This window comes from Bacillus sp. FSL H8-0534, from assembly GCF_038005885.1.
GTDB classification, from domain to species: Bacteria; Bacillota; Bacilli; order Bacillales; family Bacillaceae_G; genus Bacillus_A; species Bacillus_A pseudomycoides.
Window position 1 is genome coordinate 3,040,001 of record NZ_JBBOUC010000001.1, and the last position, 18,011, is coordinate 3,058,011.

Consider the following 18,011-nt stretch of genomic DNA (forward strand, 5'->3'; position numbering starts at 1 on the left):
TCTTCACGAGTATCACAAGTATTAATTGCATTACGTACTCTCGCATTACCACGAACACCTTTTAAATACCAAGCTGCATGCTTTCTCATCTCTCTTACTGCAATATCTTCATTCTTTAAGTCAATAAGACGATCTAAGTGCAACATACATACATCCATTTTCTCACGCACTGTTGGTTCCGGCATTAATTCCCCTGTTTCTAAATATTTTACCGTACGATAAATCATCCATGGATCCCCAAGAGCTGCACGTCCAATCATAACGCCATCTACCCCTACTTCATCAAGCATACGTTTCGCATCTTGAGGAGTTTCTATGTCACCATTTCCAATAACAGGAATATTTACAGATTGTTTTACCTGTTTAATAATATCCCAATCCGCTTTCCCTTCATACATTTGAACACGTGTACGTCCATGAACCGCTACTGCTTGACCGCCTGCACGTTCCACAGCTCTAGCATTTTCAATTGCGAAAATGTGGTCTTCATCCCAGCCAATACGCATTTTAACTGTAACTGGTTTTTCCACAGCATCTACAACGGCCGCTACCATTTCATATACTTTATCTGGATCTAATAACCACTTTGCACCAGCATCACACTTCGTAATTTTCGGAACTGGGCAACCCATATTGATATCGATAATATCCGCCGTTGTGTTTTTATCTACATATTTCGCAGCACCAACAAGCGTTTCTTTCTCACCGCCAAAAATTTGTAAACTTAGCGGCTTCTCTCTCTCATCGATATATAACATATCTAATGTTTTTTGGTTATTAAATAAAATCGCCTTATCACTTACCATTTCAGCACATACTAAACCTGCACCAAATTCTTTTACTGTTAAACGGAATGCAGAGTTACACACTCCCGCCATCGGTGCTAGTACAACTGGATTCTTCATCTCAATGTTTGCAATCTTTAACACTCTACTGTCTCCTTACTTTACCCTCACTTTGGCATTAATTCATCTATTGAAATATTTAATGTCTTAGCAACTTCTACTACAAAATCTTGAGAAGGGGTTCTATTCCCTCTCTCTACTTCTCCTAAAACAGATACAGATACCCCTAATTCCTTTGCAAAACCTTCTTGCGTATAACCTTTCAACTTCCGAAAAGCACGAATGCGTCTTCCCCATTTTTCTGCTTCCATACCGTTACTCCCTCTCGCCTTTTCATTTCATCTACTTGCGAACGTGAAATGTTTTGTTTTATATCTTGATTGATCTCTAACAACGGAACGATAACAAAAGCTCTTTCGAACATCCGCGGATGCGGCACAATAAGATTCTCTGCTTCAATATTTTCTTGATTATAGAGCAAAATGTCAATGTCAATGGTTCGCGGGCCCCATCTGATCTCCCTTTTTCTTCCTAAATCTATCTCAACCTTTTGCGTTACTTTCAACAATTCTTGCGGCAGTAAATTGGTAGAAATTTTTATAACTAAATTTAAAAAACGATTTTGATCTGTATATCCCACTGGATCTGTTTCATATACAGAAGAGACATCCTCCACTTGAATATGAGGATTTTTATTTAACAGCTCAATCGCTTGCAATAAATAAACATAACGATCACCAATATTTGATCCTAACGCAACATATACTACATTTTTCATGGTCGGCCTCTCGTAATTTCTACCGCCACAGCACGATAGTGCCCTGGTATTGGTGGATCCGGTTTAACAACCTTTACTGTACATCGCAAAATACTTACGTACTGATTCAATATATTCGCCGCTATATTTTCCGCAATACTTTCTACAAGCTTATATGTTCGATCTTCTACCACTTGTCTACAAAGTTCAAAGAGCTCCCCGTAGTTTACCGAATGCTCTAAGTTATCACTTTCGCCCGCTTGTTTTAAATCCAGTTCCACTGTTAAATCCACTTTAAACCTTTGCCCCAATTTATTCTCCTCTGGAAATACGCCATGATAGCCATAAAACTCCATATCATGAATATAAATTTTATCCAATCATTTTACCCCCTTGCCAATCATTGCATCCATCATCTTTGCCATACGTGCCATTTCCTTCACATCATGAACACGAATCATTTCACAGCCTTTATCAATACCAAGACAAATCGATGCTCCTGTGCCTTCTACACGTTCCTCTACCGGCAAATCTAAAACATGACCGATAAACGATTTTCTCGAAGTTGCAAGAAGGACTGGATACCCTAACACATGTAATTTTTCTAGATTGCGCATGGCTTCTAAATTTTGTTCTGGCGTCTTCGCGAAACCGATACCCGGATCTAAAACGATATTCTCATCAGGTACACCTGCACCTTTTGCAATTTTAACACTCTCATATAGATCCGCAATCATATCCGCAATAAGATTACGGTAATTTGTGTTATCACGATTATGCATTAAAATTATCGGCACATTATAATGTGCCGCAACTTCTGCAATTTTCGGTTCTGCCTTCGCTCCCCAGATATCATTAATAATATGAGCACCCGCTTCAATTGCTTGCTTGGCTACTTCAGCTTTATACGTATCAATAGAAATAGGCACTTTCACTTCTTTCGAAACCGCTTGAATCATCGGGATTACGCGCCCTAACTCTTCTTCCACCGAAACTTTCGCGAAACCAGGACGAGTTGATTCTCCACCGATATCAATAATATCAGCTCCATTACTCACCATTTCTCTCGCATGACTTACAGCTGCGTTCATCTCATCGTAGTTTCCACCATCTGAGAATGAATCTGGTGTAACATTTAAAATCCCCATGATTAATGTCTTTGTATTTAAATCCAATGTATATTCGCCGCAGCGCAAATCATAATTCCACTTCACACTACACATCTCCTCTTCGCAGTTCATTTCGGCTCCAAAGATTTTCTCTATGCATTTCATATACATACATTAGAGACTTTGTAACCTTTCCTTCTTTACCAGGGAAATTAAATTCTCCAATCTGATTAAGCGGAACAATTTCTTGAATAGAATTCGTTACAAACACCTCATCAGCGGAAAGTAACTCCTTTTGTGTAAAGAAATCTTCTTCCACATGTACATCTAATATTTCAGCAATCCTTATAATAAACGCACGAGTGATTCCATTTAAAATCCCAGTTTCAAGTGAAGGTGTATATAAGATACCCTCCTTTACAAAAAAGAGATTCGAAACAATCCCCTCCGCTACGTGGCCTGCTTCAGTAAAAAAAATCCCTTCTTTGTTCACAACATTTCCAATTTCACGTTTTCCTAAAATGTTATTTAAATAATGATGGGACTTTAAACGAAATGCTCCTTCCGGCGTATTTCGTATTTGCTTCAAAATAACGCCTTCCTTTTCCATCACTACACCAGGGACTGCTAAAGGCTTTATAAACACAATAACAGAGGGCTCTTCATAAACCTCTGTTTGTAAACCTATTTCATCTATACCAGCCGATACATTAAAGCGCACATACGCATGGTCTATCCTATTCCTTACAAGTAACTCCTGTAAAATGCACAGCACATCATCTTTCGTCATCGTCCATTTGATTTGCAACGTAGAAAGAGCATCCATTAAACGTTCATAGTGGTCATCTAATAAAAACGGATGACCATTATAAATACGAAACGTCTCAAAAACACCTAACCCATATAAATACCCATGATCATATGGAGAGATTTTCGCTTCATCCGCTTCCACATACGTGCCATTCACATAAATTAACATGATGATATACTTGGACTATAATTCCGAATAAAGTTCTGCAGCAATTCTTTCCCATGTGAAGTCATAATGGATTCTGGATGAAACTGCACTCCTTCAATTGGCAATGTTTTATGACGAAGCGCCATAATCTCTCCCTCTTCTGTCCAAGATGTCACTTCTAAACATTCTGGCAATGTTTCTTTTTTTACAATAAGAGAATGATAACGCGTTGCTGTAAATGGATTTGGAATGTCTGCAAAAATCATTTTTCCATCATGATACATAAGAGAAGTTTTTCCATGCATTAAACGATCCGCACAAACAACATCGCCTCCGAAAACCTGTGCAATCGATTGATGACCTAGACACACACCAAAAATAGGAATCTTTCCTGCAAAATATTTAATGACATCCATACTTATACCAGCTTCATTCGGACTACAAGGACCTGGTGAAATCATAATAAAGTCAGGTTTCATTTGTTCAATATCTGAAATGGTAATTTCATCATTGCGCTTGACGATAAGCTCTTGTCCAAGTTCTCCAAGAAATTGCACTAAATTAAATGTAAAAGAATCATAATTATCAATCATCAATATCATTTCTCTCACCTAACCGTTTCTTCGCTACTTTCTTTCGCACGCCACAGGGCGATTGCCTTTTTTAACGACTCTTTATATTCATTTTTCGGATTTGAGTCAATTACAATTCCTGCTCCAGCCTGCACATACGCTTGACCATCTTTTGCAAGAAGCGTCCGAATCACAATATTTAATTCCATATCTCCTGAGTAACCAATCCATCCAATTGAACCTGTATAAATCCCACGGCGAACAGGTTCTAATTCTTCTATAATTTCCATCGTACGTATTTTGGGTGCACCCGTAATCGTTCCACCTGGAAATACAGCTCGCACTAAATCGAAAGCATCCTTATCTCGTCCGACCTCACCACGAACGTTTGAAACGATATGCATAACATGCGAATATTTTTCGATAACCATAAATTCATCTACTTCTACAGTTCCATACTTACAAACTCGCCCTAAATCATTACGCTCTAAATCCACAAGCATGACGTGTTCTGCACGTTCCTTTTCATTTTCAATTAACTCTTTCGCTAAGCTCTCATCTTCTTGTTCATTCTTCCCACGAGAACGTGTACCAGCAATCGGACGGGTACTCACTTCATTCCCTTGCTTTTTAATTAACAATTCAGGTGAACCGCTAACAATTTGAAAATCTCCAAGCTCTAAATATCCCATATATGGTGATGGATTAATTTCACGAAGACTCGTATAAATCTCCAGTGGGTGTGTTTGTAATGTTTTCTCTTGTCTTGTAGACAAATTCACTTGAAACACATCTCCAGCCCCAATATATTCTTGAATACGCTGAACAGCTTTCATAAATCCTTCTTCTGTAAAAGCTACCGCTTCATTTCTATGTTCAGGACATTCAAATGGCAATTTAACTTCAGGAACTTCCTTCATCCAAAGGCTCTTCCATTCATTTAAACGACTTTCCGCTTCCTCACATTCATCTATATAATGCGTAATAATCCACAACACTTTCTCTTGTTGATCATACACAAACACGTCATCAAATAATAAAAAGAATATGTCAGGTATATCCACATCATCCTCCGCAAGGGAAGGAAGTTTTTCAATATAACGGATACAGTCATAACTAAAATATCCGATTGCACCACCTTGAAATGGCGGATAGTCTGGATTATGATTCGTTCTCCATCGTTCCATATACCTTTGCATTAAATCTAACGGATTGCCTTTCTCTATTGTTTCCTTACCGCTTTCACTTATATGTAACGTTTCATCTTTCCCCCGAATCACCGCTACCGGATCGAGCCCCGCAATACTATAACGACCCCCACGTCCACTTTCTAACAAAATATGTTGATTCTTATTCTGAGAAAGAGACTTATATTGCTTAAAAAAATCTAAATGATATGGAACAGAAAGCGCTAAAGATTTTCTTCGCTGCATACCAACACCCCGTCTTCTTTTATCCCACTCCCTTAGACTAATCACCCCAAATTACAGATGGTTAATATGAAACAATCGTCCCTGAGAGCTAGTGAAAATATTTTAACTTTACTACTACTTATTTTACATGAAGTTTTCTAGTCATTCACTATTTTCAAACGAAAAAAGAAAAAGCATTCCTTTTCAGGAATGCTTTTTCTGGCCATACTAATTATGATTCAAATTGATAAAGCGGTGTACTTAAATAACGTTCACCATTACTTGGAATAATTACAAGAACCTTTTTCCCTTTACCAAGTTTTTTCGCAACTTCTGTCGCGGCATAAATGACAGCACCTGAAGAAATACCAACTAAAATACCTTCTTCACGAGCCACTCTTCTCGCATATTCAAATGCCTGTTCTGTCTTTACTTGAATAATTTCATCATATACTTCTACATCCAATGTTTCAGGAACGAATCCAGCCCCAATACCTTGAATCTTATGCGGACCTGGTTTCCCACCAGATAACACTGGAGAATCTGCAGGTTCTACTGCGTAAATTCTAATATCTTTATATATTTCTTTTAACACTTCACCAGCACCTGTAATTGTTCCACCAGTACCGATACCAGCGATAAATGCATCTAATTCATTACCCATTTGTTCAACAATTTCTGGCCCTGTCGTCAAACGGTGAATTTCTGGATTCGCCGGGTTTTGGAATTGTTGTGGTATAAAGTAACCATGCTCTTTCGCTAATTCAGTTGCCTTACGAATTGCGCCGCCCATTCCTTCTGGACCCGGAGTTAATACTAATTCAGCTCCATAAGCACGTAATAAGTTACGACGTTCAATACTCATTGTCTCCGGCATTACTAAAATTGCCTTATAGCCCTTTGCAGCCGCTACCATCGCTAAGCCAATTCCTGTGTTACCACTCGTTGGTTCAATAATTGTATCGCCTTCTTGTAATAATCCCTTTTTTTCAGCAGCTTCGATCATAGATAATGCAATACGATCTTTTACGCTACTTCCAGGGTTCATGAATTCTAATTTTAAGTAAATGTCTGCACTGTCTTGCTCTACGATGCGGTTCAACTTAACGATCGGCGTTTTCCCGATTAATTCTGAAACTGATTGTGCCACTCGCATTCCTGTCACTCCTAACACCGAGTATTTTTATTGGTTTTATATACATTTCAATTTTGACAGAATTTTTCTTACTTGTCAATTTATTTAGATGATTTACAATTGCTAGAAAACCTTTCTGTTTACAAGCTTTCAATCAAGTTTGTAATATCTTCTTTAGAGAAATTATATCGCTCATTACAGAAATGACAATGCACTTCCGTTTCATCTTCTTCCTCACGAACTTGTTCTAATTCTTTTTTACCGAGACTAATTAATACACTCTCAATACGCTCACGAGAACATGTACAATTAAATTGAACGTCCATTGTTTCTAATACCTTCACTTTTTCTTTTCCTAGTACTTCGTATAATAATTCCTCTGGCGAAAGTCCTTGTTCAATTAATTTTGAAACAGGTGGGATTTTTTGCAGACGCTCTTCAATAAAGGAGATTGTCTCTTCCTGTGCTCCTGGCATAATTTGTAGGATAAATCCACCTGCAGCAAGTATGCTATCATCCCCATTTACAAGGACACCAATACCAACAGAAGAAGGTGTTTGCTCAGAAACAGCAAAATAATACGTGAAATCTTCCCCTAATTCTCCCGAAACAATTGGAGATTGCCCGATAAATGGTTCACGCATACCGATATCTTTAATTACTGTTAGAAACCCTTCTGTACCTACTGCTTGATATACACGCAATTTCCCTTGCTCTGTTGCTTCAAAATCAACGTGGGGATTCGTTACATATCCACGTACATCTCCATTCGCATGAGCATCCACTAAGATTGGGCCAAGTGGGCCATTTCCTTCCACCTTAATCGTCAGCTTCTGATCACCTTTTAACATAGCCCCCATCATTGCACCAGCTGTTAACGAACGCCCAAGTGCCGCTGAAGCGGTTCTCCATGTATCATGACGTCTTTGCGCCTCACTTACCATATTTGTTGTACGTACACTATACGCACGAACTTCTCCATCAAACGCTAACGCTTTTACTAAATAATCTTTCATACTTATTTATTCACCCTTCTCATGTTGTAAATTTGCATTACGTTCATATAGCATATGCAAGCCTTTTAATGTTAAAAACGGATCTACAACATCAATTACATTAGATTCTTCTGCAATTAATTTTGCTAATCCTCCAGTTGCAATAACTTTCGGTTCTTGTTTAGCTTCTTCTTTCATACGCTTCACAATACCTTCCACTTGTCCAACATACCCATAAAGAATGCCAGCTTGCATTGCACTTACTGTATTTTTCCCAACAATACTACTTGGTTTTGTAATTTCAATACGAGGAAGTTTAGCCGCTCTACTGTATAAAGCTTCTGCCGAAATCATAATACCTGGTGTAATTACCCCGCCCATATAATGCTTATTTTCGTTAATATAACAATATGTAGTAGCTGTTCCAAAATCGACAATAATAAGCGGGCTTCCGTATAATTGGATACCAGCTACAGCATTTACAATACGATCCGCTCCAACCTCACGCGGATTTTCATATTTAATATTTAAACCTGTTTTTATTCCTGGTCCCACTACAAGTGGTTTAATTTTGAAATATTTCTCACACATACGCTCTAAGGCAAACATAATTGGTGGTACAACCGAAGAAACAATAATTCCTTTCACATCTTGAAAAGAAAGGCCTTCATGTTCAAGTAACTGTTTCACTAACATACCATATTCATCTTCTGTTTTATGACGATCAGTCTCCATGCGCCAATGCTGACGAAGTTTCCCATCTTCAAATACACCAAGCACCGCATTTGTATTCCCTACATCCAATACAAAAATCATATTCTCACCACTTATCTTATTTAATCTATATTTGTGCAGTATGTACAAAACTAATAATGCCATCATATCATACATACCTATATAATCAGTTTTTCCATCTTCACCATTTTACAAAAAGATCGTTCACTATTTCAATTTTTAAAGCAAAAAAGCTTCAAATTTATATACAAGTACACAATTTTCTCAGCATAAAAAAAGGAGTGACTATTGTCACTCCTTCATTTCTTATTTATCTTCTGCGTTCTCGTCATCTTTTTTCATTGTGATATTCACTTTCACATCTTCAGAGGACTTTTTACGCTCAGGTAAAACTCCATAATCATATAAATGATTAATTTGCTCTGCATCTAACGTCTCCACTTCAAGTAACGTTTTTGCGATAATATCAAGCTTATCACGTTTTTCAGTAAGAATTTGTTTTGCACGAGCATAACATTCTTTCATAATCGTTTGCATTTCTACATCGATGTCATGTGCAATTGCATCACTGTAGTTTTGTTCTGAATGGAAATCTCTTCCTAAGAACACCTGACCACCTTGTGAGCTTCCAAACTGCATCGGTCCAAGCTTATCACTCATACCAAATTCCGTTACCATACGTCTTGCAATGCCAGTCGCACGTTGGAAGTCGTTATGAGCTCCTGTACTCACTTCACCAAATACAATTTCCTCAGCCACTCGGCCACCAAGTAAACCAGTGATTTTATCAAGTAATTCTGGTTTTGTCATGAAGTAACGATCTTCTTTTGGAAGCATTACCGCATACCCACCAGCTTGACCGCGAGGAACAATTGTTACTTTATGAACGATATCCGCCTCATCAAGCACGACACCAATTACAGTATGGCCCGCTTCATGGAATGCGACAATATTACGTTCTTTTTCAGAAATAACACGACTTTTCTTCGCAGGACCTGCAATAACACGATCCGTCGCTTCATCGATATCAGACATGTCAATTTTCTTTTTATCTTGACGCGCAGCTACTAATGCAGCTTCGTTTAATAAGTTCTCAAGATCTGCACCAGAGAATCCTGGTGTGCGAGTCGCAATTGCTCTTAAGTTAATATCATCATCAAGTGGTTTGTTACGAGCATGTACTTTTAGTACCGCTTCACGTCCATTTACATCTGGACGATCCACTGTGATTTGACGGTCAAAACGTCCTGGACGTAATAACGCTGGGTCAAGAATATCAGGACGGTTTGTTGCAGCGATGATAATAATACCTTCGTTTGCACCGAATCCATCCATTTCAACAAGAAGTTGGTTTAGCGTTTGTTCACGTTCATCGTGACCACCACCAAGACCTGCCCCACGTTGACGACCTACTGCATCAATCTCATCGATAAAGATGATACAAGGAGCATTTTTCTTCGCATTTTCAAACAAATCACGTACACGGGAAGCACCGACACCAACGAACATCTCTACGAAATCAGAACCACTAATAGAGAAGAAAGGAACGCCAGCCTCACCTGCAACAGCACGTGCAAGCAATGTTTTACCTGTACCTGGAGGTCCAACTAGCAGAACACCCTTAGGAATACGGGCACCAACTTCAGCAAACTTGCGAGGATCTTTTAAGAATTCTACTACCTCAACAAGTTCTTGTTTCTCTTCGTCTGCTCCAGCTACATCTCTGAAGCGCACTTTTTTCTTTTCATCATTGTATAACTTCGCCTTACTTTTCCCGAAATTCATAACACGGCTACCGCCGCCCTGAGCTTGGTTTAGTAAGAAGAAGAATAAGATGAAGATAATCACAAACGGAATGATAGAAGTAAAGAATGTCACCCAAGCACTCGTTTCCTCTGCTGGTTGATATTTCACTTCAGCACCTTGCGCTTTGTCATTAATTTTCTTTTGTAATTCTTCAGTATTTGGTGCATAAGTAACAAATTGTTCTTCCTGACTAGCATTGCTAAATTGTCCTTTTACCTCAAACACACCATTTTTTGGTTGAAGCTGCACATTACGCACTTCACCTTTTTCAAGTTTAGTAATGAATTTATCGTAGCTAACTGATGTTGTTTTTTGTGTTGAACCATTAAAATAGCTCACGATTCCAATCACTACTAAGAATATCAGTAAATAAAAGATGGTATTACGGAAGATACGATTCATTCCTAACCTCCTCTCACGGCATAAACACTATAGTAAATCGTAACATAGAAAAACTTTCCTATCCAATTTTTAACGCCTGTATTTAATTAATTTGAGTAAACGCTTGGTTTCAATACTCCAACATAAGGAAGATTACGATATTGCTCCTTATAATCTAAGCCATATCCTACAACAAATTCATGAGGAACAGTAAATCCAACATAATCCGCTTTCAGATCGACTTTGCGACCAGTTGGCTTATCTAGTAGCGTAACAATCTTTACAGATTTCGCCTTACGATATTTGAATAGGTCCACTAAGTAACTTAATGTAAGGCCGCTATCAATAATATCTTCAACGATTAAAATATCGCGACCTTCTACAGAAGTATCAAGGTCTTTTAAAATTTTCACTTCACCTGTTGAAACTGTAGAATGACCGTAGCTAGAAACAGCCATAAAATCCATTTCAAGATATGTATCTGTTCTTTTCAATAAATCTGCCATAAATGGCATTGCACCCTTTAATACACCGATTGCAAGAGGTACTGTATTTTTGTAATCCTCTGCAATAATTGCACCTAGCTCATGCACCTTTTCTTGTATTTGTTCTTCGGAAATTAATACTTTTTCGATATCTTGATTCATCATTTCATTATCCTCCTGGAAGACTCCTTGCTTTTGTAGTGAATAATCATATATTTATCCTTATCTGCTGTTCCATGTGAAATAGCAACTGCAGATTGTTTCAACAACGGAACCCAAATAATGTTCCCGCTTGCATCACAAACAATCGGCCACTCTTCTCTCTTTTCTTTTGGTACTTTTTCCTCAATAAAAATAGCTTTTATCTTTTTCGTACCACTCATACCTTTTATTGACATGCGATCTCCATTTTCTCTAGAGCGGATAAGAAGAGGATATGATATATCATTATACTTAGCAACAAATACTGTTTCATTCATGTTACTTGGTAATTCCTCATTTACTTCTGCTACAAGTTCATCACCGTTTGCTAAGGTAACAGCACCCGGTACTGATAAAACTTGTGAAAAAGGGAAAACAATTTCTTGCTTAAATCGGAAACTACATTCTTCATATGTACGAACAATTTTTAGGCCACCAGGAAAATCAAGTGAGCCTGAAGGGTGTGTCCGCTTAAAAAATGCAATAACTTTGTCAATATGTATAGAAGAAAGCGAAGACGGAATCTTGTATTCATAAAGATAGTTTAATATTAGTTGAATCCCTCTCCTTTGTAAAGGCATAGACATGGATTCAAAGGCAGGAATTGATAAGACGATGTGTTTATCACTTTTTTTTGTAATTACTTTATTCATCTTTTCAAAAGCTAATTCCTGCAAATACGCCTCATCCTCTTGCATAAGCATACTAAAATTTTGAAATCGCTCATGCACATGCGGATTTTCCTCTTTTAAATAAGGTAGAACATACTTACGTAATCGATTCCTCGTATATACTTCCTTTTCGTTACTCGGATCCATACGTGGCGTAACCCCTAACCTTTTACAATAAGCATTAATCTCTTCCTTTGTTACCGCTAACAAAGGCCTAATTACATATCCACTATGGAAAGGGCGTTTCACAGCAATTCCAGCATAACCCTTCGGAGTACTCCCGCGGACGAGACGCATTAAAATCGTCTCCATCTGATCATCCCCATGATGCCCAAGAGCTACATATCGCGCATCATATTTCTTCATTATTCTTTCCAAAAATGCATATCGGCATTCCCTAGCAGCCACCTGTGCATTCATTCCATATTGCTGTTGATATTGCGATACATTAATTCTTATCGTTTCGCAAATAACCCCAATCTTCCGGCAAAGATTTTCTACAAATTGTAAGTCTTCATAGGATTCATCTCCTCTAAACATGTGATCCACATGCGCGACTACAATCTTCAATTTCTTCTCTTCCCTTTTCTCTAATAAATAATATAAAAGAGCTAAAGAATCAGGGCCTCCAGAAACTCCTACAACAATTGTCGAATGTTTCTCTAATACATCATGCTGCTTTGCAAACTCATCTACTTTTTCAACAAATGTATCTTTCAACTCCGCAATCACCTTTCGTTAAAACCAAACAATAACATACTTTTTACCTTACCTATAATGGTACAACTTTTACAAACTTTGTGCAAAAAAAAGATGTACAAAATTCACATTTTTATCTTACATCCCTTCCCTATCTTCATAGAAATAATACAGCTACTTTCTCTATAAAAAAAGGCCTAGGTGTCAACCTAGACCTCATAACCAAACTGAAGAGATTTCCGCTCCCCTATTGCGCTTGTTTACCCATAATTGGAATCGTAGCCCACTTTGGCATATTCTTCTTTACCTTCGCAACGACAATCGTCATATCATCATTGATATATCCATCACTAGATCGAATGACCTCTTCCATAATAATATCAGCAATTTCTTGTGGATCATCGGTTTGTAGTTCTTTAATTTTACGTTTCATCCACAATTCATGGTTTTCCACATGCTGCGCCCCTTCAAAAATCCCATCACTCATCATAATTAGAATGTCCTCTGTTTTTAATTGTTCACCAACAACATCCACCTCAACATCCTCAATGATTCCCATTGGCAAGTTGCTTGCTTCTATTTGTAAAACGTTATTTCCACGTTTTACAAAACTTGGGGTTGAACCAATTTTTAAAAACTTAGCGCTTGCATCACGTAAATCTACCATAGCTAAATCAAGCGTCGTAAACATTTCTTCTGTCGTCCTCAATGAAAGAATTGAATTAATAGACTTAATAGCAATTTCTTCATCAATACCGGATTGCAATATTTTTTGTAACAATTTTACCGTTTCCTTACTTTCCATATGTGCCCTTTGTCCGTTGCCCATTCCGTCACTTATGGCAAGAGCATATTTCCCAACACTTAAATCCATCATCGCATACGAATCTCCTGATACAAATCCGCCTCCTTTTGCCGCTGTAGCAAGCCCTGTATCAAGAGAAAATGTTTTCGCTGATCCAAAAGATATCATGCTATGACCATTTGGATAAGCAGAAGGTTCTTCATGTTTAACAATAATATTTTCTTTTAAAACATCCGAAAGCATCGGCGCAACTAATTTGTCACATTCCCCATGTTGATTAGATGCTGCCGGAATCATCATTTCAATATCAATATTCCCTCTATCTAAACAATAGATATCAACATGTTCCACCTCGACACCAAAGTCACGAAACGCTTGTAAAATTTGTTCTTCCTGTACCTGATGATTTTCCCGTTCACGCTGAATTTCTTTTGCAAAATCTTCCATTACTTTTGAAACACCTAATAATTGTTCTGCAACAATTCTACGATTCTCTTTCATTTGTTTTCGTAACTTTTGCCCCTCATAGAAATGACTTAATTCCCCTGCCATTAAATCTGTTACCTTTTTTCCTCTTACGCAGTGCTTTTCCCATTCACGAACCAACTTACGGTTATGCTGAAGCGTCCCTTCTTCTGTTTCATTCATAATTTGTTTCATATAATCATATGTTTTATCAAAATTCACCACCCAGCATTGATCCTTTTTAAAACATGATTGACACGTCTTTGCTGTAATTGTACTTAAAAATAAATCAGCTTCTGTTTCCTCATCCTCTTCCTCCACATATCCATATACCGAAAAGCTATTAGATAATGCAGAGAATACATTTGCAAATTGATTAATTTTATTCGCTGTCACATCACGCATTCTTCGTAAATATTGTTGTTGATCCTGAGAATGTTCTTGTGTTCCTGGCATAAATTTAGCAAGCCGATCGATAATTGCCTGTGGTGTTAGTAAAAAGAATCCTATCGCCACTCCAGATTCTATTAAAGTTGTTATAATATTTACTTGTTTGTCGACGTATAATGTGATTAGACTTGTACCAATTAGCAACCCTAAACTAACGCCCAAACGCTTCCCTTCTTTTAATAATCCACCAAGTAACCCCGAAAAAGCCAATAGACTAAGTTGAGATAAGCTACCTACATTCGCTAAACTCAATATCAATCCTGTAACAACCCCTACTGTTGAACCAGTAGCTGCCCCTGCAACAAAAGCAAATAATAACACTAAATATCTCGTGAAAATATGTTGAACTGAAGCGTCATAAATAAACCAATCTGTTGTACCCGTTAACACAGATGCAAGTAGTATAATTAAACAAACAATTTCTTCCGTTTCTAACGCTTGTTGCTTTCCCTTTCTTTCTGTCAATAACGGTACACTTTGTAGAAAAATCATTGTTAAAACAAAACTAAGCCCCGCTTCAATAGTACTTACAAGTAAATCATACATAGTGACAGTTTGCTGCGCGAAGTAAACAACAGCGAGATGTGCGGTTAATGCGGAGATAAATACTTGAAATGGTACAAGTCCAACAATTTTACGTGTAAATCGACTAAAGAAGATATTGTAAATGAAGAAAGTAAAAATAGATGCAAAGGCAAAAAGTAAATTATCTAGTGAAACGGAAAGCGCACCACCCATAAGAGCAAGAAATGCGAGTGCCATCTTATCACGTTTCATTACATAAACAGCAGCAAAAAACGGTAGTGCAAACGGTAAAATGTTCGTTAATATATATGCTCTTCCTAAAAGAAAACCGATTACAGCAATAACGAATCCCCATCTAAAGAAAACTTGCTCCAACTTCACTTTCAACTTGCTTGTCCATGTTATTGATCTGAGTTGTCCATCATTCATAGCCAGTGTACTTGTGTTCACAGTATTCCTTCCTGCTTTTGGCATATTTTTAACACCACCTGCATAGTTTAATTACTGTCATTATAAAAGATGATTATTGGGATTTTTGTCAAAACAACAGTTCACACTTACATAATCGTTCGACTTTTTATTCGAAATAAACCTATATATATACAAGTTGTTAAAAATAAGCACCTTAAAAGAACAGAAAATTCAAAAAATATAGGGTGTTTTTGTAGAAGCTTTGCACTTATTTATAATTTCTTAACAAAAAAAAGATCATGCTATCTGCATGATCTTTTCTAGATGACCCGTACGGGATTCGAACCCGTGTTACCGCCGTGAAAGGGCGGTGTCTTAACCACTTGACCAACGGGCCGTTAAAATAAATATAGCGGCGGAGGGGATCGAACCCCCGACCTCACGGGTATGAACCGTACGCTCTAGCCAGCTGAGCTACACCGCCATGTCGTCTTATTTAACGGACAATTAGTATCTTATATCAAATTCACTTTAAAGTCAACATGTTTCAAAAAGTTTTTTATTCTTTTTTTAATATACTCATTTACATAAAAAAGCACCCCGAGTGACTTACTCCGGGCACCTCTCTATATGTTAAGAATAAAACGTTCGTTTTATCCGCGACGAGCGCCACGGCCACCACGTTTAGATTCTGTATTACGCTTTAAAGAAGTTAGACGATCTTCACTGTCTTTTAAAAAGCGTGCCATCTTTTGCTCAAACGTTTCCTTTTGATTGCCACCATTATCACGGCCACCACGGTTATCTCTGTTAAAAGAACGATTGCGTTGTGGACGCCCAGAACGTTGTTGATCACCACCACGTTGATCACCACCACGTTGATATTCACTGCGTGGACGATCTCCTTCTGGTTTTACACGTTCTTTCGCTTTTTTAATAGATAGACCGATTTTTCCATCTTTTTCAACATTAATAACTTTTACTTCTACTTGGTCGCCTACTTTTAAGTGATCATTAATATCCTTCACATAATTATCAGCAACTTCACTAATATGAACAAGACCCGTTAAGCCTTCTGGCAGCTCCACAAAAGCCCCAAAATTTGTAATACCTGTTACTTTACCTTGTAACTTGCTGCCTACCTCGATTGACATAAAAAAAATGCTCCTCCTTAGTGGTTAAAAAGTCAAATTTTACTTTATTATATATAATCCTAAAATATAGTGTCAATAAGACACGACCTACTTAGAAACAGGAAAAATTATCTCCCCTTTTCCAGAGAAGAAATAATCCCTCCTAGCAATCTTTAAAACATACTCTTCATCATTCAACTTTTGAACATCATCTTGTAATTTTTTTTCTTTCTTTGTTAATGAACCCAATTCTTTTTTCATCTCTTCAACCTTTACTTCTTTTGCTTTAATGGAACTATTTTGTTGATAAAACGTTACACTAATGCTCGCAATAATTGTAAAAGCAAAGACAAGAAAAACTGCTAAACGGCGATATAATCGCCTCCTGTTTTCATTTGTTTGTATTATATGTTCTCTTACAGAATTTGGATTCTGCTCTTCAATCAATCTTTGCCTCAGTTCCCTCATTTCCGAGGTCCCCCTAACTTCTTTTTTATACGCTCCCAAATTTGAAAGATATATTTCTTCAATTTCCTTGTATGTTGCAGTAATCCCACATATCTCTTTATAAAAAGTTTAACACGGTTAGGGAGAAGTTTCCATATGAGCAAAGTAAGAAATCGAACAGGCCAGAAAAAAACTTTCCATACAAAAAGTAATATCCATACGGTACACTTCCACAACACATGCCCAATTGAAAATAGTATACGAAATAAAAATAAAATAAAAGCAATAATAAGCTGCGCTATAATAATAACAGGTTTTATCATAAGTAGCTGTACAATTTGGATAAAAAATTGTATCGTTTGTACAAAAATATAAATGAGAAAATTCAATACTCGCATATACACTGCTTTCAATAAGCTTTGATATGCAGCAAAACCACAAAACAAAGCTACAAAAACATATATACGTAATTCAGCTTCATTTACAAGCAGCAATACGTAAAAGACAAACAGTGCTTGGACAATCCAAAACAGTATATCATATATAAATACAATCCAACGCTTACGCCGCGGTCGCTGTAAAAAGCGTTGGTATGTATCTAACGCCGCTCCAATCCAAGCACCCATTCCAATCATAGAAAGCATTGTATACAGTTGAATCGTTAAACTCATTTAAACAACTTACTAAAGAATCCTTTAGCTTTCTCCCCTTGATTTTCATCAATGTACAACATCTCATGAATTTTCCCTTTAATGGATACAATACCTTTTTCTACATCTAAATTTTTCATCTGTAAGTTTTGACCGCGAATTGTTAAAAAACCCATTACAGTTTCTAATAAAAACTCTTCACTATCAAAACTCTCTACTTGCTTTACGCCAGTAATATCTATTACACGTCTACCACGCATAATAATATCATGCTCTACAGAAACATTCTGTTGATTAGAAGACGCAACTGAGTAGCCCTTATTCACGTCAATCCCCCCATAGCTTTATACTATCTAGTAAATAA

Annotated in this window: 19 protein-coding genes and 2 tRNA genes (1 of these 21 cut by a window edge); all 21 read right to left on the reverse strand. The window is 37.3% G+C overall.

Annotation, left to right across the window (positions count from 1 at the left end; translation table 11 throughout):
• Window positions 1–929 carry the 5' portion of a tRNA dihydrouridine synthase DusB gene (gene dusB, locus MHH71_RS15590; RefSeq protein ID WP_003194292.1) on the reverse strand. 70 nt of this gene lie to the left of the window's left edge, so only the first 929 of its 999 coding nucleotides appear in the window; its start codon is at window positions 927–929; its stop codon lies beyond the left edge, outside the window.
• A 23-nt stretch (window positions 930–952) separates the two neighbouring features.
• Window positions 953–1,156 (reverse strand): helix-turn-helix domain-containing protein, encoded by a 204-nt coding sequence (locus MHH71_RS15595; protein WP_000387032.1) that lies wholly within the window; start codon window positions 1,154–1,156, stop codon window positions 953–955.
• Complete coding sequence (gene folK / locus MHH71_RS15600) at window positions 1,108–1,623, reverse strand: 2-amino-4-hydroxy-6-hydroxymethyldihydropteridine diphosphokinase (RefSeq protein ID WP_018767315.1); 516 nt, start codon at window positions 1,621–1,623, stop codon at window positions 1,108–1,110. The genes MHH71_RS15595 and folK overlap by 49 nt, the downstream gene beginning before the upstream one ends.
• Complete coding sequence (gene folB, locus MHH71_RS15605) at window positions 1,620–1,982, reverse strand: dihydroneopterin aldolase (protein ID WP_003194288.1); 363 nt, start codon at window positions 1,980–1,982, stop codon at window positions 1,620–1,622. The genes folK and folB overlap by 4 nt, the downstream gene beginning before the upstream one ends.
• Window positions 1,983–2,843 carry a dihydropteroate synthase gene (gene folP / locus MHH71_RS15610; RefSeq protein WP_026008711.1) on the reverse strand — a complete coding sequence of 287 codons (861 nt, stop codon included), beginning with the start codon at window positions 2,841–2,843 and terminating at the stop codon, window positions 1,983–1,985.
• Complete coding sequence (gene pabC, locus MHH71_RS15615) at window positions 2,818–3,690, reverse strand: aminodeoxychorismate lyase (protein ID WP_033798551.1); 873 nt, start codon at window positions 3,688–3,690, stop codon at window positions 2,818–2,820. Before pabC ends, folP begins: the two co-directional genes overlap by 26 nt.
• Window positions 3,684–4,271, reverse strand: a complete 588-nt coding sequence (gene pabA / locus MHH71_RS15620) for an aminodeoxychorismate/anthranilate synthase component II (RefSeq protein WP_029427745.1) — start codon at window positions 4,269–4,271, stop codon at window positions 3,684–3,686. The genes pabC and pabA overlap by 7 nt, the downstream gene beginning before the upstream one ends.
• A gap of 5 nt (window positions 4,272–4,276) precedes the next feature.
• Window positions 4,277–5,674: an anthranilate synthase component I gene (trpE, locus tag MHH71_RS15625; protein ID WP_006093083.1), complete on the reverse strand. Its 1,398-nt coding sequence runs from the start codon at window positions 5,672–5,674 to the stop codon at window positions 4,277–4,279.
• 211 nt (window positions 5,675–5,885) lie between these two features.
• Window positions 5,886–6,809, reverse strand: a complete 924-nt coding sequence (gene cysK, locus MHH71_RS15630) for a cysteine synthase A (protein WP_018767319.1) — start codon at window positions 6,807–6,809, stop codon at window positions 5,886–5,888.
• Window positions 6,810–6,928: 119 nt separating this feature from the next.
• Window positions 6,929–7,804: a redox-regulated molecular chaperone HslO gene (gene hslO, locus MHH71_RS15635; protein WP_003194276.1), complete on the reverse strand. Its 876-nt coding sequence runs from the start codon at window positions 7,802–7,804 to the stop codon at window positions 6,929–6,931.
• 6 nt (window positions 7,805–7,810) lie between these two features.
• The gene (locus MHH71_RS15640; RefSeq protein ID WP_003194273.1) at window positions 7,811–8,599 is read right to left on the reverse strand and encodes a type III pantothenate kinase; all 789 of its coding nucleotides are present in this window, start codon (window positions 8,597–8,599) and stop codon (window positions 7,811–7,813) included.
• A 225-nt stretch (window positions 8,600–8,824) separates the two neighbouring features.
• Window positions 8,825–10,726 carry an ATP-dependent zinc metalloprotease FtsH gene (ftsH, locus tag MHH71_RS15645; protein ID WP_018767320.1) on the reverse strand — a complete coding sequence of 634 codons (1,902 nt, stop codon included), beginning with the start codon at window positions 10,724–10,726 and terminating at the stop codon, window positions 8,825–8,827.
• Between the two features lie 86 nt (window positions 10,727–10,812).
• The gene (gene hpt / locus MHH71_RS15650) at window positions 10,813–11,355 is read right to left on the reverse strand and encodes a hypoxanthine phosphoribosyltransferase (protein WP_000981837.1); all 543 of its coding nucleotides are present in this window, start codon (window positions 11,353–11,355) and stop codon (window positions 10,813–10,815) included.
• Window positions 11,352–12,782 (reverse strand): tRNA lysidine(34) synthetase TilS, encoded by a 1,431-nt coding sequence (tilS, locus tag MHH71_RS15655; protein WP_033798550.1) that lies wholly within the window; start codon window positions 12,780–12,782, stop codon window positions 11,352–11,354. The genes hpt and tilS overlap by 4 nt, the downstream gene beginning before the upstream one ends.
• 226 nt (window positions 12,783–13,008) lie before the next feature.
• A complete protein-coding gene (gene spoIIE, locus MHH71_RS15660; RefSeq protein WP_006093081.1) occupies window positions 13,009–15,480 on the reverse strand; it encodes a stage II sporulation protein E in 2,472 nt (823 codons plus the stop codon).
• A 262-nt stretch (window positions 15,481–15,742) separates the two neighbouring features.
• Window positions 15,743–15,814: transfer RNA gene (locus MHH71_RS15665), tRNA-Glu, on the reverse strand.
• Between the two features lie 13 nt (window positions 15,815–15,827).
• Window positions 15,828–15,901 (reverse strand) — tRNA-Met (locus MHH71_RS15670).
• Between the two features lie 169 nt (window positions 15,902–16,070).
• Window positions 16,071–16,571, reverse strand: a complete 501-nt coding sequence (locus tag MHH71_RS15675; protein ID WP_003194257.1) for a S1 domain-containing RNA-binding protein — start codon at window positions 16,569–16,571, stop codon at window positions 16,071–16,073.
• 87 nt (window positions 16,572–16,658) lie between these two features.
• On the reverse strand, window positions 16,659–17,018 hold the full coding sequence (gene divIC / locus MHH71_RS15680; protein WP_018767322.1) for a cell division protein DivIC: 360 nt from the start codon (window positions 17,016–17,018) through the stop codon (window positions 16,659–16,661).
• Entirely contained in the window at window positions 17,015–17,668 is a 654-nt protein-coding gene (yabQ, locus tag MHH71_RS15685; RefSeq protein ID WP_033798549.1) for a spore cortex biosynthesis protein YabQ, read from the reverse strand. Before yabQ ends, divIC begins: the two co-directional genes overlap by 4 nt.
• Complete coding sequence (gene yabP, locus MHH71_RS15690; protein WP_003194251.1) at window positions 17,665–17,973, reverse strand: sporulation protein YabP; 309 nt, start codon at window positions 17,971–17,973, stop codon at window positions 17,665–17,667. Before yabP ends, yabQ begins: the two co-directional genes overlap by 4 nt.
• Window positions 17,974–18,011: the final 38 nt, after the last annotated feature.